Annotated in this window: 23 protein-coding genes; 4 read left to right on the top strand and 19 right to left on the bottom strand. The window is 56.4% G+C overall.

Annotation, left to right across the window (positions count from 1 at the left end; genetic code table 11):
* The first annotated feature begins 120 nt into the window (after positions 1-120).
* Positions 121-708: an RNA polymerase sigma factor gene (locus QWJ34_RS21075; protein ID WP_302730913.1), complete on the top strand. Its 588-nt coding sequence runs from the start codon at positions 121-123 to the stop codon at positions 706-708.
* The gene (locus QWJ34_RS21070; protein ID WP_302730911.1) at positions 689-1504 is read left to right on the top strand and encodes a hypothetical protein; all 816 of its coding nucleotides are present in this window, start codon (positions 689-691) and stop codon (positions 1502-1504) included. Before QWJ34_RS21075 ends, QWJ34_RS21070 begins: the two co-directional genes overlap by 20 nt.
* A 126-nt stretch (positions 1505-1630) precedes the next feature.
* Here the strand turns inward: QWJ34_RS21070 and QWJ34_RS21065 are convergent, their stop codons facing one another.
* From QWJ34_RS21065 to QWJ34_RS20995, 15 genes are all read right to left on the bottom strand, one after another.
* Entirely contained in the window at positions 1631-2164 is a 534-nt protein-coding gene (locus QWJ34_RS21065) for a hypothetical protein (RefSeq protein WP_302730909.1), read from the bottom strand.
* Positions 2165-2284: 120 nt separating this feature from the next.
* A complete protein-coding gene (locus QWJ34_RS21060; protein ID WP_302730907.1) occupies positions 2285-3919 on the bottom strand; it encodes a PH domain-containing protein in 1635 nt (544 codons plus the stop codon).
* A complete protein-coding gene (locus tag QWJ34_RS21055) occupies positions 3916-4425 on the bottom strand; it encodes a PH domain-containing protein (protein ID WP_302730905.1) in 510 nt (169 codons plus the stop codon). The genes QWJ34_RS21060 and QWJ34_RS21055 overlap by 4 nt, the downstream gene beginning before the upstream one ends.
* Positions 4426-4556: 131 nt before the next feature.
* Positions 4557-5996, bottom strand: coding sequence for a hemolysin family protein (locus QWJ34_RS21050; protein WP_483314293.1), 1440 nt, complete (start codon positions 5994-5996; stop codon positions 4557-4559).
* 327 nt (positions 5997-6323) lie between these two features.
* Positions 6324-7187 carry a class I SAM-dependent methyltransferase gene (locus QWJ34_RS21045; RefSeq protein ID WP_302730902.1) on the bottom strand — a complete coding sequence of 288 codons (864 nt, stop codon included), beginning with the start codon at positions 7185-7187 and terminating at the stop codon, positions 6324-6326.
* 26 nt (positions 7188-7213) lie between these two features.
* Positions 7214-8674, bottom strand: a complete 1461-nt coding sequence (locus QWJ34_RS21040; protein WP_302730901.1) for a DUF6892 domain-containing protein — start codon at positions 8672-8674, stop codon at positions 7214-7216.
* A 456-nt stretch (positions 8675-9130) separates the two neighbouring features.
* Positions 9131-10036 (bottom strand): copper amine oxidase N-terminal domain-containing protein, encoded by a 906-nt coding sequence (locus QWJ34_RS21035; protein ID WP_302730900.1) that lies wholly within the window; start codon positions 10034-10036, stop codon positions 9131-9133.
* A 25-nt stretch (positions 10037-10061) separates the two neighbouring features.
* Positions 10062-11564 (bottom strand): alpha-L-fucosidase, encoded by a 1503-nt coding sequence (locus QWJ34_RS21030; protein ID WP_302730899.1) that lies wholly within the window; start codon positions 11562-11564, stop codon positions 10062-10064.
* Positions 11565-11697: 133 nt separating this feature from the next.
* A complete protein-coding gene (locus QWJ34_RS21025) occupies positions 11698-12057 on the bottom strand; it encodes a tetratricopeptide repeat protein (RefSeq protein WP_302730897.1) in 360 nt (119 codons plus the stop codon).
* Positions 12058-12415: 358 nt separating this feature from the next.
* Positions 12416-12823, bottom strand: a complete 408-nt coding sequence (locus QWJ34_RS21020) for a spore coat protein GerQ (RefSeq protein WP_302730895.1) — start codon at positions 12821-12823, stop codon at positions 12416-12418.
* Positions 12824-13198: 375 nt separating this feature from the next.
* Entirely contained in the window at positions 13199-13948 is a 750-nt protein-coding gene (locus tag QWJ34_RS21015; RefSeq protein WP_302730894.1) for an SDR family NAD(P)-dependent oxidoreductase, read from the bottom strand.
* 207 nt (positions 13949-14155) lie between these two features.
* Complete coding sequence (locus tag QWJ34_RS21010) at positions 14156-14335, bottom strand: hypothetical protein (protein ID WP_302730893.1); 180 nt, start codon at positions 14333-14335, stop codon at positions 14156-14158.
* Positions 14336-14553: 218 nt separating this feature from the next.
* Positions 14554-15840, bottom strand: coding sequence for a hypothetical protein (locus QWJ34_RS21005; RefSeq protein WP_302730892.1), 1287 nt, complete (start codon positions 15838-15840; stop codon positions 14554-14556).
* A 96-nt stretch (positions 15841-15936) separates the two neighbouring features.
* Positions 15937-16623, bottom strand: a complete 687-nt coding sequence (locus QWJ34_RS21000; RefSeq protein WP_302730890.1) for an LrgB family protein — start codon at positions 16621-16623, stop codon at positions 15937-15939.
* Positions 16604-16972: a CidA/LrgA family protein gene (locus QWJ34_RS20995; RefSeq protein WP_302730888.1), complete on the bottom strand. Its 369-nt coding sequence runs from the start codon at positions 16970-16972 to the stop codon at positions 16604-16606. Before QWJ34_RS20995 ends, QWJ34_RS21000 begins: the two co-directional genes overlap by 20 nt.
* 200 nt (positions 16973-17172) lie before the next feature.
* On the opposite strand from QWJ34_RS20995, the gene QWJ34_RS20990 reads away from it, so the two are divergent.
* Entirely contained in the window at positions 17173-18102 is a 930-nt protein-coding gene (locus tag QWJ34_RS20990; RefSeq protein WP_302730886.1) for an L-lactate dehydrogenase, read from the top strand.
* 300 nt (positions 18103-18402) lie between these two features.
* Here the strand turns inward: QWJ34_RS20990 and QWJ34_RS20985 are convergent, their stop codons facing one another.
* The 4 genes from QWJ34_RS20985 to QWJ34_RS20970 all read right to left on the bottom strand — a co-directional run bounded on the left by QWJ34_RS20985 (position 18403) and on the right by QWJ34_RS20970 (position 22596).
* Positions 18403-19512 carry a hypothetical protein gene (locus QWJ34_RS20985; protein ID WP_302730884.1) on the bottom strand — a complete coding sequence of 370 codons (1110 nt, stop codon included), beginning with the start codon at positions 19510-19512 and terminating at the stop codon, positions 18403-18405.
* Between the two features lie 115 nt (positions 19513-19627).
* A complete protein-coding gene (locus tag QWJ34_RS20980) occupies positions 19628-20719 on the bottom strand; it encodes a DUF3900 domain-containing protein (RefSeq protein WP_302730882.1) in 1092 nt (363 codons plus the stop codon).
* A gap of 465 nt (positions 20720-21184) precedes the next feature.
* Positions 21185-21553: a hypothetical protein gene (locus QWJ34_RS20975; protein ID WP_302730880.1), complete on the bottom strand. Its 369-nt coding sequence runs from the start codon at positions 21551-21553 to the stop codon at positions 21185-21187.
* Positions 21554-21645: 92 nt separating this feature from the next.
* Positions 21646-22596: a tyrosine-type recombinase/integrase gene (locus QWJ34_RS20970; RefSeq protein WP_302730878.1), complete on the bottom strand. Its 951-nt coding sequence runs from the start codon at positions 22594-22596 to the stop codon at positions 21646-21648.
* Between the two features lie 285 nt (positions 22597-22881).
* On the opposite strand from QWJ34_RS20970, the gene QWJ34_RS20965 reads away from it, so the two are divergent.
* The gene (locus tag QWJ34_RS20965; protein WP_302730876.1) at positions 22882-24231 is read left to right on the top strand and encodes an outer membrane protein assembly factor BamB family protein; all 1350 of its coding nucleotides are present in this window, start codon (positions 22882-22884) and stop codon (positions 24229-24231) included.
* The last annotated feature ends 3 nt before the right edge of the window (positions 24232-24234 follow it).

The raw sequence follows: 24234 nt of genomic DNA, 5'->3' as shown, positions 1-24234 counted from the left end.
TCTTCCTATTTTCGTGTAGAATATGACAATAGGTTATATTTTCTGGCCATCCACAGCAGGGATCGGCGCAAACGGTAGCGTATTCGAAGAATACGTACAAGGACCGGGGAAGGAGCGTTTATGGCTCAACATCTTCAAATGCTGCTCACTCATCAGTTCGACGATCTGGATTCGGAACTGCAGGAGCTGCTCTATAACGAATATTACGACCTCGCTTACGGTTCCGTCTTCTATGTCGTGCGCGATCACGCGGCGGCGGAAGACGTAATTCAGGAGGCGTTCTTGAGATTGATCGGCAAGCGTCCGGAATTCGAAAGCGAAGCCAAGTTCTTCGCCTGGCTGAAGGTCGTAACGCGCAACTGCGCCATCAACGATTTGAGAAAAAATAAAAGACACCGTAACCATGTGGAAGCGGACAGCGTTCTTAATCATATAGAGGCCCGTCAGGAAAGCGGCGCTTCGCCGGAAAAAGCGGTCGAAGTGCGGATGATGGAAGAAGCGATCCTGCGGCATCTGCAAAGCATGAAGCCCGAATACCGGGCGATCATCCTCTACCGCTGGAAGTACGGCATGTCGTACAAGGAAATCGCCGATTCGCTCGGCACGAGCGAAGATATCATTCGGCAAAGACTGTTTAGGGCAAGGGAAAATATGCGTAAAGTGCTGCGCAAGGAATGGGAGGGCAGCGATGAAAGACGAAAAATTTGACGAGCTGTTCGACGAAGCGTTCGAACGGGCCGTCCGTTCCTCGTCGCCGGTGGATGAGGAATCCCGCCGCGCCGCCTGGCAGCGGGTGCAGCAGCACCGCCGCCAGCAGTCGAGCCGTCTGCGGCGCAAACGCACAATCCGGCTTACGGCTTCTGCGGCGGGTTTTATTTTACTCGGTTCGATCGCTTTCTCGGAGCCGGTCCGCACGGGAGCCCTGTCTCCGATTTATCAGAAGCTTCAGAATTGGGGCGACGGTTCACAGACGGTTACCATCGACAATCAGGTTGCCAAGGACCCTTCTCTGGCGTTAACCGCCCCACCGCCGGATTCGACGATGGACCCCAGCAATCCTTCAAATCAAAACGATCTGGACAAACATATGATCAGTTATGTCGAAAAAGAAGTCAGCTTGGAGGAAGCGCGCAGCCGTCTGGCTTTCGTTCTTCCGGATCTCACCGATATTTCGGAACAATTCGAATTTGAAAAAGTTGTTCTCATGGTTCCGGACCCGGACGACGGCAGCAAGGCGCGTACCGTGTTTCTCTATTATGCATCCGGCAATGGAGAACTTATGGATATCATGATCCGTTGGATCGCTCCTAATTCAACGTCCGGAATGGTCTTCGGAGGACCGGTTACAGAAGTGAACTTGAAAAATGAACAGCTCGCACATTTTGTGGACATGGACGACAACCCCAACTTTATTGAGTTTGTCTACAACAACATGGATATACAAATTAGCGGTAAACTATCTCAAAAAGAGCTGGTTGAACTGGCAAACCATATGATCGACTGATCGAATTTGTCGGTATACGGCAAAATATCGATTTCTAAGCCGGTTTATTTGTATAAAAGAACCGCTCCGTTTCCCGAAAAGGAAACAGAGCGGTTTTTCATTCTTGCCGCATTTAATTTTTAAATGTTATTTGGGGAGCAAAACGGTTCTGCTGTACGAGGTCAGATTCTCCCGGGTTCCCGAACTCTTCGCCCAATGGTCGGACCTTACGCGATAATAATACCCGCGTGTCAGCGTTTGGTTAAAGGAATTTGCAATATAGCTCGAGGAGGAACTGCCGGTCATTCCGGAGCTTGCGTTCAGCCATTTCGCTCCGTCCCATTGTTGAATGACGGCAGTAAATCCTACCGACAGCGAGGAAGGCGTTCCTCTTGTATAAGCGTCAATGGAAGCGGAAGAGCCGCCGTCGAATTCGATGGTGCCGGCCCCTCCTTTCAAATACTTGTTGGCGCCCAGCGTACTGAAGGACTCGTCTTCGTGAAATAAAGGAGGCGGCGGTGTCAGCGCCCCTTCCACGATCGGCAGCTGGAAGTTTTCCGGAGCGGACGGATTCAAAACGGCGGCGTCGGAAGCTTCCCCGATGCCGGCAAATGCGCCAAGCGCAAGAGTTAAAGCCAGTACGGGAGCGGCGAAGCCTTTAAGGATTTTAATGGTTCCCATGTGCATTCTCCTTTTTGTATGTAGGTCATCAACGCCTATTCCTCATACGAAAAAGAAGTTGCAAAGGTTCCTGGAATACCCAAATATTATTAATTGATTTTTTGGAATCACGATCTGTATTCAGGCAGCCGAACGTCTGCCGTACCAATCGCGCAGCCGTTCGGCGTCCGCTTGATCGAGCCGGGATACGCCGAACGAAGAAGCGCCGGGGCTGCCGATCAGATGCGCTTTGATCGTCAGCAGCTTTTTGCCGCGCTGGAATCGGCTGCCGCTGAGCGTAAAAGCGACGATATGCCGCCGCAGCGTGCAGTGCGTGCGTTTGGCGAAGATTCGATTGACCAGGATCAGGCGGTCTCCGTCCAGCGCCACTCCGGCATCCCGGAAATGCCGGAAATCGATGGCGGCGCTCGCCGGAAACAGCAGCAGCGACCACAGGCCGGCATGCGGGAAAAAGTAAATCGATATGGCGGCCGCAGCCGCGCTGACAATCAATCCCAAGCGCATATAAGCAAAAAGCGCGCGCTTGGGCGGACGGGATTCCGCTGCTCCGAAAGCGAACTGGGGAACCGTTTGTTCCAGCAGCGCGGGAATATCTTTCCGCCGGATAAACGGATGCAGGGCCGGCGTCTCTTTATCCGAAGAAGAAGATACGACGTTCAGCTCGACATGCGCATAGCCCAAAGCCTGGCGAAGCCAGCTCTCGCGCACGGTAACCGCCTGGACTCGTCTGGGATCGAACAGAAACTGCTTGCGTTCGAGCAGCCCGTAGCGGATCGACAGCCGTTCCCCGTCTCTGTAGAGCGAAAATCCGCCGTACTTGATTACGAAAAGAATCAGGGACAACAGCCAGGCAAGCAGCAGCGCGATAGCGGCCACGATCAGAATCGCCCGAAAGCCGGTTAAATACGCCTGCGCGTTCGAAATCGCCCGGTTCATCCACTCGTCCGGCAGCAGATCGTCGGCAAAAGAGAAAATGGCCGCGACGAACGCGGCGGCAAGCCCCAGATTCATCTCGGTCAGCGCCGCCTGCAGCAGTCTTCCCGGTCCCAGCCGGTATAACAGCACCGGCTGGCGGCGGCTTTGCGCCGCTGCGGCAGGGCCCGCCGCTTCCGGCGGAAACCAAGCATCCGCATCTGCGGCCGTCCGGTTTGCCGACCGCTCAGAAAAAGGCTGCACTTCGGAACCGGGCTCGGCACCGAAAGAACCGGGCGCGGAAGTTTCTTTGCCCGAACCGCTTAATTCGTCAGCCGTCCGCTCCTCATGTTCCTGGACGCCGGCGGCTTTTGCGCTGCTTGCGCTAAGAGAAGCCTGCTCGTTCAGCGCGTGCTGAAGCCGCTCCGCTTCGCGCCTCGGCAGGACCGGGAGAGTCGCGTCGCTGTCCTCGCTTCCGCCGGGCGTTTCGATCTTGAGCTGGACCACGCCGAGCAAACGCTGGATCAGCGGCTGTTCCTGGCTGACCGAGTGAATGCGCGAATAATAAATAATCTTCTCCGTGCGGCGAAGTATCCCGTGCCGGATCGTCAGCCGATCGCTTTCCTCCTGGTAGGTAAACCGTCTCCAGCCGAAGATTTCCCAGATTCCGGTCAGGATCAACAGCCCTACCAACACCCCGATAATCCAGTACAGGAATGTCGGAACCCGCTCTCCGCCAAGCGCGCGGAAGCCGAAGATCACGAGCAGCGGCAGCAGGCTGCGCAGCATTTTCAGCATCGTAAACACGATATAGAGCGGAGACATCCGTTTGGGCTCGCTCATTCCTCCGTCCTCCTCGCCAGCTCTCCGATCGTTCGTTTCAACCGTTCCGCTTCGTCCGATTTAAGTCCGGCGATCGTATGCGTGGTGGCCGCGGTAACGATGCGGATCTCCGCCAGCTTGTAGCGCCGCAGGATCGGCCCGCTTTCCAGCTCGACATGCTGCACTTTAGTCATCGGAATCAGCGTTTCGGTAATAAAGAACAGTCCTTTGCGAATCTCGATCTCTTCTTCGAATACTGCAAAGCCGAATCTCTTATACAGAATAACCGGAATGCGAACCGCCGCGAATACCAGCAGCAGCGCAAGCGCCAGGGTAATCAAGCCGCCCAGCCACGGCGGCAGCCAATTCCAGTCCAGTACAGCGGCTAGCACGGTCAGCGCGGCGGCGGCCAGCAGCGGAATCGAGTAAAATACAGCGCTGCCCAGCCGGGATGCCGCAATCCAGTCCGGGTGCAGCCGTCTGAAGCGTTCCGCTCCGTCCGGATTTCCGGATACTATTTTTTCCATAAGCCTTCCCCTCCATGCCTTTCAGCGTAGCGGGATTGAGAAGCGAAGTCAACGAACGGACGAAGACGGCGAAAAGCGGGCTCCGGAATGATTTCCGAAACCCGCTTTCTGTGTGCTTGCTTTCTTCTTGTTCAGGCGCCGGCCTGCTTGATTGGAAGAACGTCCGCTTCCTCTTCCGGTTCGTCTTCCGCAGACGGCGCCTGCGATCCGCGCCCGGCGCGTTCCCGCTCGAACTCCCCTTCGTCCGCCGGAACCGGCAGAGGCTCCAGCAGGGCGTCCGCTTCCGGCAGAGGCTTCAGGATGCGCACGCGGGAGATCCGCTTCTGCTCCGTCTCGTCGACGATAAACGTGCAGCCTTCGTGATCGACGGACTGCCCTTTCTGCGGCGGCAGCGCGTCGATACGCGCGTACAACCAGCCGCCGATCGTATCGTAGTCGTCGAAGTCCAGTTCGAAGTCGAACTGGTCGTTTACGTCCTCGATCAGCATCATGCCGTCGACCGAGTAGCTGAATTCGCCGGCCTGTTCCAATTCCGGACGTTCTTCTTCGTCGAATTCGTCCTGAATTTCGCCGACGATTTCTTCCATGATGTCTTCCAGCGTAACCAGACCGGCAGTGCCGCCGTATTCGTCGACCAGCATCGCGATCTGCGTCCGGCTGCGCTGCATCAGCTTCATCAATTCGCTGATGCGAATCGATTCCGGCACCGCGATAATCGGGCGAACCAGATTGTCGTAGTCGGTGTCCGGCGAACGCATCAGGTCTTTGATATGAATAAAACCGATAATATGGTCCTTATCCTGCTCGCAGACCGGATAACGCGTCCGCATGCCGTCGTAGGCGATCTCGAGATTTTCCTCGCGCGACAGATTCGTATACAAACAAATCATTTCCGTCCGCGGAATCATGACTTCTCGCGCGGTCGTATCGGCAAACTCGAAGATATTGTCCACGAGCGCCATCTCCGTATTGTCGATCAGCCCGTTCTTGTTGCTTTCCTTCACCAGAATCCGGATTTCTTCTTCGGTATGCGCCAGGTCGAGCTCGGAAGCGGGTTCGATTCGCAGCAGCCGAAGCAGCCCGTTCGCCATCCCGTTCAGCGCCCAGATAAACGGATACATCGCTTTGTAGAAAAAGACCATCGGAGCGGCCGCCAGCAGCGTCACCGACTCCGTTTTGCGGATCGCCATCGACTTCGGAGCCAGTTCCCCGATCACGATATGCAGCACGGTGATAATCACGAACGCGATCGCCACGGACGTGCCGTGAATCGCCGCTTCGTTATTCCACCCGATCGACTGAAACAGCGGCCGCAGAAACGACGCAACCGCCGGTTCCCCGATCCAGCCCAGTCCGAGCGACGCCAGCGTAATGCCGAGCTGACACGCGGACAGATAAGCGTCGAGATTGTTCACCATGCTCCGGGCAAATCCGGCTCTCCGGCTGCCCGCTTCGGCCATTGTGGCGATCCGGCTTTCCCGGATGCGCACCATCGCAAATTCCGCCGCTACAAAAAATCCGTTCAATCCGACAAGCAGCACCACCAATAAGATGCTTAACCAACCTGGCAAGGGGTCACTAGTCAATATGTTTCCCCGTTTTCCGCCCCGCTTCCCTGAGCGTTACATTGGCGAAAAACGGGTCCACCTCCTTCGATTTTCTGAATAATATTGAATTACCGTCAGGGACTGTCCTCTTTTCTTCGGCCGCATAGGCGGCGCTAGCAACTTCCCAATTTCGCTCACTCCGTTTCTTTTTTAGCTATAACTTTAATTATAATTCCAGACGCCGCTGAGCAAAATAGGGATAAGGCGTCAAAAAGAACAAAAAACCGCCTTTTCGGCGGTTTTTCGGCGTTATTCTTGTTTCGTTCATATTGAAATGCGGCCTGGATGGCTTTATGCACGCTTTTCCGGCGTTTCCTGCGAATATTTATGCGCCGTTAAGGTAAATGTTTTCGGAATTCCCCGATCGAAGCTGTCGCCGGACAGATTCGGTTCCTCGTTCAAACGATGGATCGTCAGCCCGGAAGCGGCGGCGGCCGTAACGATTTCCCCGAGATTCCACTTACGCAGCAGCACCTTCGGAGACTCTCCTTCCGCATACTTGGCAAAAGAAGCTTCCTGCTCTTCCAGTGAAGTATCGAAATAATCGCCGTCGACTTTATGCTTGCGGATCTTGGCCGTCGTGCCGCGCGAAGAGATCAGCTTGGTGGACACCGGATGGAAGTCGCGCAGCACGAACCGCCCGCCCGGGGCCAGCAGCGCGTGTACGAGTGCCATAAACGGAGACAGGTCCGTAAAATAATGCAGGATGCCCATCTCGGCCAGCACAATATCGAACGATCCCGCAAGGACTGCCGTATCCAGCTTCAGCACGTCGGAGACGATATACTCCAGCGGCACGCCGGCGGCTTTCGCCAGGTCCAGCGCGTAGCGTCGGTTGCCCGGCGAGAAATCGGCGACCGTGACTTTGGCGCCGAGCAGAGCCAGAGCCGCCGCTTTGCTGCCGTTCGAACCCATCAGGTTCATGATGCGTTTGCCGGAAGGATCGCCGATCGCTTCGAGCAGCACCGACAACGATTTCGCAGGCTGCGCGGCGATTCGCGCAGCCGCTTCTTCGGGCGTCCCGAACCGCTGCACCCAGGCGTCGTACGTTTCCTTGTTCCAGGCGTCCTCGTTAAAAGGATGCGAAGCGGCGGGTTCCGTTTGCTTCGTCGCGCCGTGTTCGTTTTCCCGGTCCGGGGTTGGCTGTTTGCTCATGCTGCACATCCTTCCTGTAGCTTTTTCTAATCCTGAATCAAAATAATGCCGCGCTCGACAGCGGGAGCCGCGTCGGCTTTCAGCAGCCCGATCGTCTGGAGCACGCGCAGATTCGGCAGGTGCTTGAGGTCTTCGAGCGAATGCACATCGAACATTCCGTCTTCGCCGTTCCAGAACGGCACGATCTGAAGCTGGACCTGCTGTCCGCCCGCGATGACAAGCTTGGTCACCCGCGCCAGATCCTGCTCGGTCAGCACGAGCCGTTCGAAATATTCGCGAACTTCCGGGATCGGGCAATCCCCTTCTTCGGCGATCGAGATTTCCCGCAGCACATACTCCTGCACGAATACCCCTACATCGAACCGCGGCCGCAGTACCTGCTGTTTATACATCAATTCCTCGATCACCGCAAGCTTGAAGTTGAAATCCGCGAATCTCACTCCGCCTTCTCCGCTGGGCATCCGTTCGGCTTCGATCTGCGCGATAATTCGATTCGCTTCTTCCAGCGTGCACGCCGCTTCTTCGGCGCGGGAAGTCCGGCGCTGCTGCCGGACCGCCAGGTCCAGTACCATCCGGCGCTCCGTCGATCTGGCAATCTGGAGCAGCGGCTGATGCAGCAGCGGATAATACACGAACGTATCCAGGAATTCGTCGAATTCTTCGTCCGTCCAGCCTTTCATCAGCCTGCCCAGCACATCCAGCACCGGCACGACGCCGCGTTCGAGCGCCGCCGCCCCTTCCCCCATGAAGGAAGAAGCGAGGCTGAGATAAGCGGCGCCTTTCTTTTCCCGGGGCCGGTCCAGCTTTACATAAAAGTCGATCAGCAGCGCCGTTTCCCTGGCATAATCGCCGTGATAGCCGAGCATATATACATGAATATGATTGCAGTCCGCATAGAAGATGCGGATCAGCGCAGGCAAAAGTCCGGCGGCTTCGGCGCGCAGATCGTCGTCGTCCATATAATGCGGATGATTGAAGTACACTTCGAACAGCGCAGCGGCGGCGCGCGAAAGTCCCGGAAACCCCGGACTGTCCGGCGCGGTCTGCGCTCCCCTGTCGATCCAGTTCTTCAGCAGTTCCAGCAGCCGGGGATGCTGCAGCCTGAGCTCTGACCGGAGCGCGTAGGAGCTTTCCAGCGAAGCTTTGCGTAAAGCGAACAATTCCGCCAGCTTCGCGCTTTGCCGCGCTTTTTCCGGTTCTACAAAAGGTTCGCGTTCCAAATATGTAAGTATCGTTTCATAGAACCAGACGCGGTCTTCAGGGGTCAGAAGAGCGAAAGTCGACCATGCTTCGTTGATCCGATCGTCGATACGCCTGTTTGTTTCATCGTCAAGCCCGAAATCGTCCACCCATTCGAAAGAAGCCTCGATCAGCGCATGCCCTGCTTGTTCCGGCATAAAGCTTTGCAGCCGGTTCAGCAGTCTTTGCGAGAGCTCCAAAGGCTCCTCGTCGGGATTCGCCTGAAGTAAGGCTTGGAGCTTGCCCATTGTCTTTCCTCCCAGTGCATATGTCGGTAAAACGTCAAATTCCCTTCCTTTCATAGTAGCATTTTGTCCGTTTGAAACACCAGTCTAGCTTTTTGGAATCCTTTCAAATTTTCATTAAAAACCGGTTGGGATTGACTAAGCTGGTTGCTTGCTTGAAAATCCGTCAGCGATACCTCCTTTCGCATGTGCAAAAATAAGCCGCCCTATACGAAACGCTGTACAAACGCAGCCGCCGGATTGAACGGCCTTTCTAAATCATACGATTTTTACAGCTCTTTTCAAGCGTAAAACGGCTTATTCCATAAACGTTCCGCCGTTTGCTTTCGTTTACTTTTCAACAAAAAAATATAAAAAGCCCCGAAGGGCCTTATAGAGAAAAGGAAAATTGATATTGCGCATCCCGTATATGAAAGCTGACGCGCCGAGGACGATACGCGATATGTCTTTGACCTGCGGTTAGAGCTTTTGTTCGCCTTCGATTCCGATTATGGTCCCGAAGTTCATTTCCCGCTGCCCCAGCTGCGTCTCCGTGCCGTCGGCTTCGACAAATCCGTACTGTGCCTCGCCGATATGCGGCATGACATGGAAGAAAGCAAAGCGGCCGGAAACCGCCGGTTTCTTGCCTTCCTGCGCAAGCGCTTTAGACTGTATGAACGGGAGCGCGCCTTCGCCCTTTTTGGTTAAAGGATCGAGCTTGGCGGTCCAGACTTCGCGGCTGACACCACTTTTGATCTCATAATAATAGATTAGATCGCCCGCCGCGATAAAGAAGCGGTCGGCGCGGCCTTCCGGGAAATAATAAGTAAGGTTCTGGCCCTCCGCGGAAACGGGATCGATTTCAAAACCTTTTACAAGTCTTATCGTCGGAAGCTGCACCGCGGCCGTCCGCGCTTCGGCCAAATTCTCGCTGTTCAGCCGCTCCAGCAGCTTGCTGTCGGCTTTGCCGATAAACACGGTCTGCGTTGCCGGGCTCCATTCCACATAAGCGCCCGACGCTTCCGCGATCACGCGCAGCGGAACCATGATCCGGCCCCCGCTCAGCACCGGCGCGGCAGCCAGCGCGGTTTTTTTGCCGTCGATCACAGCCCATTTCTGTCCGGCCGCCAATTGGACGGTTTTCGTGCCGCTCGTAACCGTAGCCGTTTTGGCCGCGTTGTCCCATTTCACTGTGCTGCCGGGAATCTGGCCGACTACATTCAGCGGGACGAAGGTCACGCCCTGCCGGATATAAGCGGACACATCGCTGCTTACGTTTTTGTCGTTGACGATAATTTCGATCTTTGCGGCAGCGGCGGCGTTTCCTTGAACAAGCGAGAGCGCAATCATCGCAGCGGCCCCGAATGCGGCGAATCGTTTGATCACATGAATCCCTCCGTTTAAATTCTTTTCAGTCTCGAATATGGGCCGGCCGTACATGCGCCAGCGTCATGAACCCCCGATAGGCTTTAAAAATGATCCGGATCGTTCCCGAGACCGGCCGGTTCAGTCGAACGATACGCTGATAGCCGACAATAGTTCCCGAGGCAACCCGATTCCAGCTTTTCGTATCCGCAGGAAAACCGGCGGCTTCTTCGCTTTCGCTCCAGATCTCGAACGCTTCGATTCGCTGTCCAAGCCGGATATGCTCCCGCAGCACAACGGCGTTAACTTTCGTTTCTCCCGACAATGTCAGCTCCAGCCAGGGCGCCGCGTCTGCGGTATCCGGCTTCCAGAAATCCCAATCCGACGCAAAAATATTTGACTGCGATTCGTCGACGGGACGGCTCGTATGCGCAAATCCGCCGTCCAGCCAGGCTTCGACACTCGTCAGGCGATCCGTGCTGGACACGGCAAGGCGCGCATTTGCGCTTGGAGATTCATCATGGAGCTCCGCAATGCGCCGACCCAGATCGAGCAGCGAATCGCGATCCGGCCGGGCGATCTCGCCCCGGGCGTTCGGCGGCACATTCAACAGAAAAGTCGCATTGCCGCCGACCGAATTAAGATAGATCTCAAACAGTTCTTTGCCGCTGCGGACGCGGTCGTCTTCCTCCGCATGATAGAACCAACCCGGCCGGATCGACGTATTGACCTCGGCCGGATACCAGACCCATTCCCCGTCGTAGGCTTCGATCGCCCGGCGGCTGCCCAGGTCTTCTTCCATCGAGTTGAAAGAACGGGAGAATTGCCCGTCGTCCGCCTGCTGCGATTTCTCCGACGTTTTCTCCGCGTCCCGCAGCGGCCCGGGCACGACGCTCCATTCTTCGACACGGGTATGTCCCGCCTCGTTGCCGACCCAGCGAATATCCGGACCGCATACGCTGATGACACAGCCGGGCTGACAGCGTCTGACGACTTTGTAATAACGATCCCAATCGTAAGACTGCTTTTTCCCGCTCGGACCTTCTCCGTTGGCGCCGTCCAGCCATACGCAGCCGATCTCGCCGTAATTTCGCAGCAGCTCCGTAAGCTGGCTGACATAGAAGTCGTCGTAAGCCTTGCCTTCGCCGTAGCTGGACTCCGTCCGGTCCCAGGGCGACAAATAGACGCCGAATTTCAATCCATATTCACGGCAGGCGTCCGACACTTCCTTGACCAAATCCCCTCGTCCGCCGCGCCAGGGCGTATTCGCTACCGTATGCGCCGAGTACTCGCTCGGCCATAAGCAGAAGCCGTCGTGATGCTTGCAGGTCAGAATGACCGCCTGCATGCCGGATTCGCGCAGCAGCGAAACCCACTCGCGCGCGTCCAGCTTCTCGGGGTTGAACAGCGAAAGATCTTCATGCCCTTCGCCCCACTCGCGGTTTGTCATCGTATTCATGCCGAAATGGATAAAACCGTAAAAACCCAGCCGCTGCCAGGCCAACTGCCTGTGCGACGGAGCAATGCTTGCGATTTCTTGCAAATTCATAGTGGAGATCGCGTCCTTTCTTGATCGGCTGCTCGCCGTTCCATCTGCGGCAGTTTGCCTGATTTAATACGTGCGAATCAAACTGCCGACTAATGTATTTCGCCGTCCGAGCCGATCTTCCTCTGCGTTTACTTTACTGCATGGGCGGATTTTCATCCGATAGCAGCTGTCTGGCGGGAAAATACGAAGGATTGCGGGACAGAATTTTTTGCAAAACGTCCCGCGCTTGCGCGATGCTTCCGGCCTCATGCAGAGTACGGGCATACTCCAGCGACACTTTGTCGCTTCTGTCGTTCAGAGCATAAGCCTGCTGAATATGCTTCTTTGCCGGCTCGTGAGCGTTCAGGCGTTTATAACATTCGTACAACCTCATATGTGTTGCAAAATGTTCGCCTTCGGTCAGCGATGCGTTGAAGTGACGGATCGCTTCCTCCATGCGGCCGGCATCGAGCGCTTCCATGCCCAGACCGTAATGCGAGTAACTCGCCTCCATGCGTAGCCCTTCTTTCTATCTGATCGCTCGATATATTATTCCCTGCTTACATGAATACTGTGCAGTTTATATTCTTTTTCTTCAAGGACAAAAATAACGACCGCGCCCGATTCCGAGCGAAAACCGGTTTGAGAGCCTTCGAACGTGTGCATCGCGTCGTGCGTGAATAGGATCGAAACTTGTGTTCCGGCTCTGTAAATAGTCTTTTCTAAACGACGTTCATTAAAAAAGCCCCTCCACCGTCCGATCGGCAAAGGGGCTTTCATATGTGGATATCCATGTGGGGTCCAAACCTCGCTTTAAAGTGGGATGATTGGAATTCCGCTTCGGAACGACGGGAACACCTGCTGGGTGAAGGTTATTGTCCGGCGAAAAAAGCTTCGTTGCCCGAATAGAAATAACCGGTCGTATCGCTGAATACCACGTAATCGATACTGCTCATCGGTACGACGGTGCGCTGGCCGTATTCGGCGCTCAGCACGATATGATCGCTGCCTGCGGCTTCGAGTCGTCCTTCGATCGAAGAAGCCGTAACGCCCGCGTTCATTCCGGGTACCAGATAAAAAGTGCCGATCCGTCCCAGGTTGTTCTGCAAAGTGGACATCACATTCGGCTGATCGTAATTGGTCTGCGGAATCGAAGCGTCGATCATCGGAGCGCCCGATCTTGCAAGCGGATTGCGGAAACCCGCCGCGCTCTTGCCCGACAGTCCGTTCAAACCGCTGCCAATCCGGTAAGTCACCGGCGAGTATGCGTATTCCATCATTTATTCCTCCTCGTGTTTTGCGCGGATGTCCGCGAATAAGTGAATTTGGCTTCACGTCCGGCTGTCCGTACAGTGAACTTAGGAGAAGAAATACTGAGAATAAGAAGCGAACATTACTCCATGCCTATTAATTTACCCGAAATCGAAGCACTTAAACCTTTTATTTACATATTCCATGACAAAAATTCGAACAACGTAAAAAAAGCGTACAGCGGATGAAGGCACAGCCCGCTCTGAACATCGTAAACAAGTATAAATAGCAGGTTTGCTAACATGCTCGGAAAGTCCGGAAATGCGTGCAATAAGTCCAGTCATGAAAATAAGGCAGGCTCCGCTTGCGCGTTTGCCCGCCTCGCTTTACTCTGCTTGATCGCCTCAATCGGGCTCGTAAATCATTTTCCGCGTCATTCCGCCGTCCAATACCAATTCCGTTCCGGTCAGAAACGTATTGTCCGGATGCGTCAGGTACAGACAAGCGCGCGCCACGTCTTCCGGGCGTCCCACGCGTCCGGCGGGATGCTGCTTGTGGTCCTCGTCCCGCAGCGCTTCGTAATCGCCCGTTTCGATCCAACCCGGACTGATGCAGTTAACCCGGATGCCGTCTTTGCCGAGCGACACGGCCATCGCGTGCGTCAGCGCCAGAATCGCGCCCTTAGACGCGGCGTAGGCTTCCGAATCCGGCTCGGACATGTGCGCGCGCGTCGAACACAGATTGACGACGCAGCCGGAAGCATGCTTGCGCATATGCAGCGCGGCTTCCCGCGTGCCCAGAAACGCGCCGCGCACATTCGTGTTCAACACGTCGTCCCATTCTTTGACGCTCAGCTCGTACGGCGACTTCCAGGTTCCGAAGCCGGCGTTATTGATCAGGATATCGATTTGTCCGAACGCTTCGATCGCTTCGCGCATCAGCTGGGTGATATCCGCTTCTTTGGACACATCGCAGGGAACGAAGATCGCTTCTCCGCCGGAATTGCGGATCTCCGCCGCGGCAGCCGCGCCTTCCGCTTCTTTCGTATCGGCAAGCACGACGCGCGCTCCCTGTTCGGCGTAGCTCTTCGCAACCGCCCGGCCGATTCCTTGAGCGGCTCCGGTGACGATTACGGTCAAATGTTCAAATTCCATGTGATTCTCAGCTCCTTGACGTCGTTTGCTTCCTATTACCCTTTCCCCCGCCGGCCGCAAACAGAACACCTCTATCCTTTTAAGACAAAAAGTCCTTCGCGGGAGGGGAGGCGAAAGACTTGTCGAGCACATATGAAAGTTATTGTGAATATATTCACTTAGTAAGATGCAATGAGTGTTTGTTAAAGGATGAAAAAGGATCGACGCTTAAGCGTAGTACATGTTCAGCAGTTCGTTTGTTTCGCTTGCTTCGGTTTCTTCGTCCATCAGTCCTTGTTCCGACCAGCAGGCCAGGCATTTTTCTTCGGTTTCGCAGAGGTGCGCGTCCTGGCAGTTGTAGCAGAGGGTCAAGTAGTTCCGTGTCAGTTGGCTGGTTGCAGTTGTCATAATCGATCACTCCTCGTTTAAGTTAAAAGCCTTTGGCTTATTTCTCGCTTGTCTTGTCGGATGTTTCGTTGTGCCGCTTCGTTTTGTTGCATTCTTTATATTTAAAAAATAACAGATTTCTCGAAAGATTTATGTGATTTTTTTCACAATAACAAAAGAAAAATTAAAAAAACGCCCCTTTTTGTTCAGGGACGTTTTCTTGCTGCTCGGTTTCTTCGCTACAGCACTTTCCAGGTGACGCCGCCATCCAAAGTTTGCAGCAGCAGCGAGCGCCGGATTTCCGTTTTACCGATCAGAATCCAGCCGACCTTCTGCGAGACGAACTGCAGCCGGAACACTTCCGGGTATTTCTCCATCTGTTCGGCCAGCTTGTCGCTCGCCGGCAGTGTCTTCCAGGCGGTTCCGCCGTCGAAAGTCCGGTACAGGCGATTGCCTCGTACCTGCCATCCGTTCATCCGGTCGAGGAAGAACGGCGCGATCGTTTGGTTGAGCGACTGCTGCGCCGGCAGATCGAACGAAACGAACTTCCAGCCCGCTCCCCCGTTTTGCGAAAAGTACCCGTTGTATTTCACCGTGTCGCGCTGTTTGCAGCCGATCGGAATCCAGGAACCCTGTCCGCCCGCCCGGTACGACTGCGGTTTGCCGCTCATATAAGCGTCGCAGCTGCCGATCGGATCTTCGGCGGAGAAGAAGTTCGACGCCTTTTTCCAATTGCGGCCCGCGTCGCTTGTCCGGTAAAGCGACGGCTTGCCGAGCTCAAGCATGGTCGCGTAGCCGGCGCTTGCGCTCTGGAACACCATTCCCGACACATAACCGAGATCCGGCAGCGGGTATTCCGAACCGGCCGGCTGCGTGCCGCCGACGGTGCGCATGACCGCTCTCCAGCTTTCGCCTCCGTCGATCGTCCGGTACAGCGTCTTGTCTTCGCGCCCGGCGTTGGCCGACGTCTTCGTCAGCAGCAGCCAGCCGTGATTGCGGTCGCTAAAGTACAGGGAAGTCGGCGTCTCGTCCGTGCGCCCCAGCGTCGCGATCGACCAGTTCTCTCCCCCGTCCACGGTGCGCAGCACCAGCGTTTCGTCCGAGGCTCCTGCGCTGCGAACGATCCAGCCGTGCTTCGCGTCCGTAAAAAACATTCCTTCTCCATATGCGGGAAGCGACGAAAACTCGACCTGCTCCGAAGGAGAGAGCGCGATCCAGTTCTTGCCGTTGTTGGCGGTCAGGTAGATTCGCAGCGCGCTGCGCGTCAGTCCCCAGGCCATCCCCGTAGTATCGTCGAACAAATGAAGCTCCGTCAGCCTCGTCTGCACCACGTATTTTTCATGTTCGTTGTCGCCGCCGCCCTCTTCGGGCTCGACGAGTGTTATGGTCTGGCCGCCGTCGTCCGCTTTGTCCGGTTCCACGGCGGTTTCGGAAGAAGTTTCCGGCTTCGCGCTCTCTTCGCTGCAGCCGCCGATTACGATCAGCAAGGCAAGCAGAGGCAGAAGAACCCTTCGCTTGAACCGCATCGCAACTCGCCCCCTTTGTTCCAATAATTTCGCACGGAGCGCAATCCTTCGTCATTATAGCACAAAACCCCGGGGGCGTCTCAAGCTTGCCCGCTATCAGCCGAGCCAGAGATACAGCGGGATAAACAAGATCGAAGTCACGATGCCCGAAAGACCCATCGCCAGCGCGCTGAAGCTGCCGGCCGTTTCCGATTCCTGCAGGCTGCGCGCGGTTCCGAATCCGTGCGCAGCGCCGCCCATGGCCAGGCCGAAAGAAACGGGATCGCCGAGACCCGCTCTGCGCAGGAACAGCGGTCCGGCCACGCCCCCCAGCACGCCTGTAACGACGCTGAACATCACCGAGAGCTCGGGCGTCCCGCCGAGCGTCCGCGAGATCTCGATGCCGATCGGCGAGCTGACCGATTTGGGCAGCATGCTGAGCAGCACCTCGTGCGAGCCGCGGGCGATATACACAAGCAGCGCCGCGCTGGCGATGCCCGTAACCGAGCCCGCGAGCACCGAGACGAATACCGACTTCATGCGTTCGCGGATCAAGCGGCGATGCTTGTAGATCGGTACGCCCAGCGCAACCGTGGCGGGACCGAGCAGCACGGTCAGCATGCCGATCTCGCTTTGATAGTCGGCGATATTGAAACGCAGCAGCCCCAGAACGATCAGGATGATCGCGCTGCTGCTGAGAATCGGATGCAGCCAGCGTACGCGGCGGTGTATCGCTCTCGCCGCTGCGTACGCGCCGATCGTCAGTGCAAGCCCGAAAAGAGGATCATGCAGAAAGTCGTTCATCCCGCGCCTCCTCCCCGCTTTTCGGCGCCGTTTTGGCCGCGACCGTGCCTGTTACCCAGAGTACTGCGAGCGTGCTGCCAACCACCCCGACGATAATGGAAACCGCATTATGGCCCATAAACGGAATCAGCGCCGCGGCCCCGATCACATACGGAATAAAAAAAAGCAGCAGATGACCCGTCAGCAGGTCGGCCGACGCCTCCACCCATTCCAGTTTGACGACTTTGCCGAACAAAGCGGCCAGAAACAGCAGCAGGCCGATCACATTGCCCGGCAGCGGCAGATGCAGCGTATCGTGCAGCAGCGCGCCGGCCAGACTGAATCCGAGCAGAATCGCGAATCCGCGCATACGTTTAACCTCTTTTCCAACGATTTTTACGTGATAATGCTTGTCCAAACATTTTTTTATTATAACAAAAACCGACATCGTTCGCGCAAAGACTTTTTGCACATTTCCGTGACAGAAGATCATTCGCCGTGTAAAGTGGTTAAAAGTTAAGAGAAATTCGATTCTCTTATCCAAAGACGAAGAAATGGAGTGAATTGAACATGACCACGATTTCCTCGCGTTCCCGCCGTGTCGTCGTAATCGGCACGGGCGACGTAGGAGCCACTACCGCGTATACCCTGCTGCTGAGGCAGCGGATGACGGAGCTGGTTCTGATCGACGTCAACAAAGAGCTTGCGCTCGGACAGGCGCTCGATATGAACCACGGCCTTCCGTTCGTCGGCGGCGTCAAAGTCTGGGCCGGCGATTATTCCGACTGCAAAGACGCCGCGGTCATCATTATCGCGGCCGGCGCCGCGCAGCGTCCCGGCGAAACGCGGATCGATCTGCTCAACCGCAACGCGGGCATCTTCGACCAGATCATCGGCAATATCGTCAAATACAACGATAACGGCATTATCCTGGTCGCCACGAACCCGGTCGATATCCTTTCTTACGTTTCGTACAAAAAGAGCGGCTGGCCGGCGCATCGCGTTATCGGCTCCGGCACCCTGCTCGACAGCGCGCGCTTCCGCTACCTGATCGGCCAGCAGAAGCATCTCGATCCGCGCAGTATCCACGCCCACATCATCGGCGAGCACGGCGATTCCGAGCTGCCGGTATGGAGCATGGCGAACGTCGCGGGCGCGGCGCTCAATCTGCCCGAAAGCGAGCAGGACGAAATCTTCGAGAATACCAAGAACGCCGCTTACGCGATCATCAACGCCAAAGGATCGACGTATTACGCGATCGCCCTGGCGCTGGACCGGATCGTAACGGCGATTCTCCAGAACGAAAGCTCCGTGCTCAACGTTTCCACGCTGCTGGACAACTACCACGGCATCTCCGACGTCTACCTCGGTCTGCCGTGCGTCGTGGACAGCACCGGCGTGCGCGAGCATCTGGAGATCCCGATGAACGACAAGGAACTTGAGCTGCTGAACGCTTCGGCCGAGAAGCTCAAGTCCGAGATCGCGAAGGTCAATCTGTAAGTTTTTCATTTTGAGCTTCGAAAAAAGCAAAAAAGAGACGCTCCCGCAAGCCGTAACACCGGCGGGACCGTCTCTTTTTGTTTTGCGTTTCTCTTTCCGGATAAATCGGGGGTATTTCGAAACCGCGAGAACAGGGAATAAGAGCAATATCGCGAAACATAATACGTATCGCGGTGCTACCGCGCCGAGCCGCCGGTTTTCGCGCGAGCAGGCACGGCAGCTTCACTTCGTTGTAACGCTCCACACCGGCGTCCCGCAGCTGTCCGGTACGAGCGCCAATGCGATCATCGGGCGAATCCGTCACAGCCGGATCGGCCGGGCCTCGATCAGCCGCCCGGCCGCGGCGTCGTAGACGAACGGACTCTCTTCCAGCCAGACAAAAGAGGCTGTGCGCGGAGCGCCGCCGCTGCGGTCTTCCGGCGAGGGACGCGCGTCGTACACGGGGACCGCGCGGATCGTATCGCGTAGGCTTTCCCAGGCTTCGCCCTCTTTGAGCTTCGGCTTCAGGAGAGTCCCGGCGAGACCCTCGGGACTCGACCGGCGAAACGAAAGCTCGTCGGAAGCGGACAGCAGCCGTCCGCTTCCGCGCTCGACGTACAGGTCGAGGCTGCCTCCGAGCACCGGCAGGCCGTTCGCCAGCCGGTATGCCCGCACATGGACGCAGCCGCCGTCCACGGGGCGAAAAGACGAGGCTTCCCGGCCGGCCAGGAAAGCCCAGCGAAACCCGCGCGGCCGGCTGCGCCGCGCCAGATAAGCGAGCACGGCCGCTCGGACGCGCCGCTGCTCTTCCCGGTCCAGCGGCTCAGCTGCGCTTCCTTCGCCGCCGGACGAACCGCCGCCGCGAACCGCGCGCCGCGGCTCCCGGGAATTCCGCCTGGCGGCCGCGGCCGCCCGCAGATCGAGCCATTCCCAGGGCCCCAGCCCGGCCCTGCGCACCACCCGCTCGCCGCCGCGGTCGACCATCCGCGGCGGAAACAGGTAAAGCGGCGCTTCCGACGACGCTTCAAGCGCATAGGCGCCGCGCAGGCATGACGCGCCGCGGTTCCCGCCCATGCCCGCCGGCTTCGCGAAGCCTTCGCCCGGCGGTTCTTCGAAGCGGCAGAGCGGCCAGTTCGCCCGCAGATCCCGCAGTCCGCCATCCGGGTCCATCCGCACAAAGACCCGGTGCTCCTGGTAAAGCGGAATCCCCCGGTGCTGCCGCCCGTATTCCAGCAGCACTTCTTCGTCTCCCAGCTTCAACGCGCTCAGCGGAAGCAGCTCCGCCGGATCGATCTCCGGCCGCCGGCGGGCGATCGCTTCCAGCGCGGCGGCGCCGTAATCGGCGCTCTCGCATCCGGACAGGAACGTAATCCCGTCCGGCTTCTCCCGCCCGATTTTCTTGAACGAATCCCGTCCGTTTCTATCCGTCAAAAGCATCCCCCTCTTGCTGCGCGCTCCTGCTGCCGTGCTTTTTCTACTGCTTGCTGTCGTCGCCGAAAGCGGGTTTAGCCCGCAGCGGCCGGTTAAATCCGCCGTTTACCCGAGCTCAATACGGCAGCCCGTCGTCCGGTTCTTCCCTGCGTTCGAGCAGACGCTTCGCCACTTCTTCGAACGGCTGCGGCTGAAGCAGCTCGACCGGCGAATGCCCTTTGTCGAACACGAACGATTCGCCTTCCAGAATCACCGCGTAGCGGCCGTTCAGCCGGGTAATATGCACGCCGTAGCCGAAGTCCGCCAGCAGTCCTTTGACCTGGCTGTTGCCGAGTTTGAAGCGCACTTCGATCTCCGGCTGGAGTTCGGTAATCCGCTCGGCCGCTTCCATGACCTGCTCCGGCTCCCATTTTCCCTGGAGATCGCGCTTGTCGCTGGCCGTCCACAGCTCCAGATCGTGTTCTTCGCGCTGGCGTTCTTCGCTGCTTTCGTCGGGCCATTTCTCTTCGACGTAGCTCTGCACGTATTCCATCACCCGCTCCGTCACGATCTCCGGCACGGACTGCTCGTACACGACGAATTTGAGGAAGTCTTCGAAATAACGCGCGTGCGACGGCTGATGGATCTTGAGTTCCCACTCTTCGGTCATGCCCGGTTCCGGCATATGCGGATACATAATCGACTTGATGCTTTTGGTGCTGATCGCCATCTCCACTTCGTCAATCAGGTTTTGCTCGTCGGAAATGCGCGCGATCTTGTTCTCGAAGTCGCATTTCATCACGAAGATAAACGGATCGTCCGAATGCGTCGTCAGTTTGGCCCGGGTCAGGATCAGCGCTCCCCCGCGCACCGAACCCGTGTCCAAATAGTTTCGCACGACGTCGTCGCAGGCGTTTTTGAAATCTTCTTTGCCGTCCGCGGTCCGCATCCGGTTGAGCATGTTGAAGTTCGGGTTGCTGTCCAGCTCGTAGCCGGGTTCGACGATAAACGCTCCGATCTTGGTCGGCGCCTGTTCCGTCAGCGGATTTTTCTCCACTTTGCGTTTGGCCGTCCGCGAGAATTCCCCGTCCAGGAATTTCTTCACCGGGCTGTCCTCGTAATCGTAATCGTCCATCGTCTGGTAATGCTTATATCCCCTCGCTCCCTGCCCTTCGCGTCCTTCGACCTGGATCACGAAAAAAGACAGGTATTCGATATCGAAACGCATGTCTGCCGCTCCTTCCGCCTTCGCCGCCGCGCGCATACGCGCCGCTCTCCGGCTGCCTGTAAATAGTGTGCCCGTTTGTGCTTGTAAACGTTCCGGCAAAAAAATGCCTGTCTGCCTACGATAGCACGAGCGGGACGAATGGACAATGAGCGGGCGGGAAAAAGCCGCATCTCTCGGCTTTGGTTTTGATAGGTTGAGAAAGTCCTGTTCGTGTATAAGAAGCCTTGGAGGCTGCGGGGGAGATTCGTTTCGGTCGCGTGTTGAAATCGGGAAGAGACTAATTAGATTTTATGGAATCTTCCCGATTTCAAAGGCGAACACTATCGTTCCTCCACTGAATCTCCCCCTCCGCTAGCCGGCTTCTTAAAAAACAGGAATTCTTCAATAAAAAAACCGCAGCGCTCGGCTGCGGTTTTACGCCCTCTTTAAGAAAAGGGAGGGAAAATAGAAAAGGTAAAGAAAATCTTATTTCCCTTGGCGGTTCTGCATGAACTCCAGGCCTTTTTGCAGCAGTTCCTGCATGGAGCCGAACTGGGTGTTGGCTTTGACTTTCTCGTCCAGTTCCTGCGGCGGAACGCTTTGCAGCGCGTTCGGGTCGCTGCCGCCGACTCCGAATTTTTGCAGCATCTCGGCTACGGAGCCGAAAGGCGTATGCTGCTTTACGAAGTCGGAATTCAGCAGTTGTTCCAGCGGAAGCTTTTGCAGCAGTTCGCCCATCGGCAGCTTGTTCAGCAGTTCCGACAATCCGCCGAGTCCGCCTCCCGTACCGCCCGCGTTCGAACCTCCCTGAATTTTGCCGATCAGATCGCCGAGTCCTCCAAGATTGAATCCCATCGCAATGACCTCCCTATTTGGGTTGCGCGTTATGCGCTCCTATGCAAATATCGTACATAATGACGATTGGCCGCATCCGGCCTTTTTCGCGTTCAGGAGTTTTTACCCGAATCTCCGGGAAGCCTAACATCCAGGCGGTCCATCGCTTCTTCTTTCTCGCGGCTGGTGACGTGCGTGTAGACGGTGGTCGTCTGGATCGAAGAGTGGCCGAGCATTTCCTGCACCGTGCGCAGATCCGTGCCCCGGCGCAGCAGCATGGTGGCGAACGAGTGCCGCAGTTTGTGGCTGGAATACGGAACGCGCAGCTGCGGCTCGATATCCTGCTGGAAACGGTCGAAAGTATCCGAAGCCAGCTGCTGGATCGCGCGAATCGACATGCGGCGGCCTTTTTGCGAGACGAACAGCGCTTCTTCGCGGTCCGTCCACGGAGCCAGGCGCTGAGCGATCGCTTTTTCCAGCACGCCGGTCACGGCCGAGGGTACCGGCAGCGTGCGCCACTTCCGCCCTTTGCCGAATACCTGCAGCGTGCGCCGGTCGGCATTGTAATGCGACAGATTGAGCGCGTGCACTTCGCCGACCCGCAGCCCCATATAGGCCATCAGCAGAAAAATCGCCAGATTGCGCTCCCGGTACTTGCCGTCGACCGATTCGAGGAATGCGGCAATCTGCTTTTCATCCATATAAACGGGCGCGCGGTTCTGCTCGGTCTTGGCTTTCTTGATGCCCGCGGCCGGATTATTGTCCAACAGTTCAAGTTCGGCCAGCGCTTTGAACAAACAATGCACCGCCGCGTGCTTCCGGTTGCGCGTCGAATCGCCCGCCCCGCTTCTTCTTGCGTTCGACAGGAACGACATGACGTGGATTTTCTTCGTATCTTCCAGCGCCCGGCCGTTCAATGCGTCGATAAACTGCTTCACGTCGCTCAGGTAATTTTTTTGCGTATATTCCGTATAGCCCGCGTCCTGCATCCAGATCAGAAACGCTTCCAGGTAGTCGTAATAGTTCTCGTAAGCCTCGTCGTCGGGAATGCGAATACTTGTCATGGATCGTTTCGTCCTTCTTTAATGAAAATTTTTGGGTAAAAAAGCGAGGAAGTCTTCCCCGGCTCCGTTCTATTAGTATTGTGAACGACGCGGCGGCGCGGCGCAAGCTTCGATCGCGCAAAAATAAGGAGGTGTCGAACGATGGTCTATCAACCCGGTCCCTGGTCGTGGCTGCAGCAAATCCTGATCAGTTTTCTGGATATCTTTTTCTGATAGAGACATATTATTTATTATGTAAACTTAAAAAGCGATTGAAGGCTATTCTAACGAACAGGAGGCTTTTTGATGAAAAAACGTTCGCTAAGCTTTGCCAAAACATCTTTCGCCCTGCTGCTGTCTTCCATTCTCGGTTTCTCCGCTCTGCCCTCCGCTCATGCCGGCCCGGTGACTTCTTATAACGGAGGATTCAGCCTGACTTCGAGCGATTCGACGCCGGTGCTCAAGCCGCTGTGGACCAAAACCGCCGATATCGGCGGCGCGCAGCGTTTGGATACCTTCTATGCGCAAACCGCCGACGGTCTTGTTTTCTATCCGGCCAAAGGCAAGCTGTTCGCCGTCGAAGCTTCGACCGGACGCCAGAAGTGGAGCGTGAACGCCAAATTGGGCTCGGAAATGGTTGTCGGCAGCGGAACGATCTATTTCATCGATAACTCCGGCAGCCTGGTGGGTCTTAATGCCAAAACAGGCGGCGTACTTTGGAAAACCAAGACCGGAATTACAGCCCGGTACGGGACGTACAACCTGGCTTTGTCCGGCGGCAAGCTGATCGTCGGCAGTACCGAGACCCTGCACGCTTACGATACGGCAACCGGCAAACGGTTGTGGAAGCAGTCGACGGAAGCCGTGGAAGGGGGTACGGTCTACGGAACGTATGACGGCGTGCTGGTCGCGTCTTCTGTTGTCAGCGGAGCGATCATGGTCGACCAATATATCGGATACGATATCAAAACGGGCAAACAGCTGTGGGCGCTGGGCGGCAGCTACGCTCCCTTGCTGGAACAGCGCGGCGGCTATCTGTATCTCAGAGACAATTCGATGTGGGCCAATCAGGATTACGCCGCGATCGTGGATAAAGTATCCGTCAAAACGGGTAAAAAAGCGGCTTCCTATTCTTTTGCCCAGGTGCAGGACGGCATGTACCAGCAGGCGGATCAAGTCATTATCGACGGCAAATATATCTACGTTTCCATGCAAAAATATATCCCGAATGTGCTTCAGGGATATTCGAGTATTCTGTACCGGTACGAGCTGGATAAAGACCCGAAAACGCAGAAGCCGGTCGCTTACGAAGATCATGGCGATCTGCTGGCGGGACCTTATATGGATCGGTTCTTTTTCCAACGCGGCCTTCAGCTTTCTTATATGAAATTTGCCGGTCAGGCGAGCACCTCTTACCCGGAGATCCACAACCCGGTTTCACGGCTCGATCTGCACGGTACGGGCATTTACACCGGACTTAGCGACGGCCTGTTCTACCTGATCGATATCCCGTCGGCCAAAACGCTCGGACGGATCGATACGGGCGGCCGGGTGTACGGAGAAACGCTGTTCTCGGACGATACCGTGATTGTGCAGGCGGAAAATAAACTGATCGCCGTTAAGCGTCCTTCCGCCTTAACAGATAAAGCTCAATAGTTT

The organism is Saccharibacillus sp. CPCC 101409, assembly GCF_030518235.1.
Classification (GTDB): Bacteria; Bacillota; Bacilli; order Paenibacillales; family Paenibacillaceae; genus Saccharibacillus.
The sequence above is the reverse complement of the archived record's forward strand: the minus strand, read 5'-3'. Positions and strand labels throughout refer to the sequence as shown.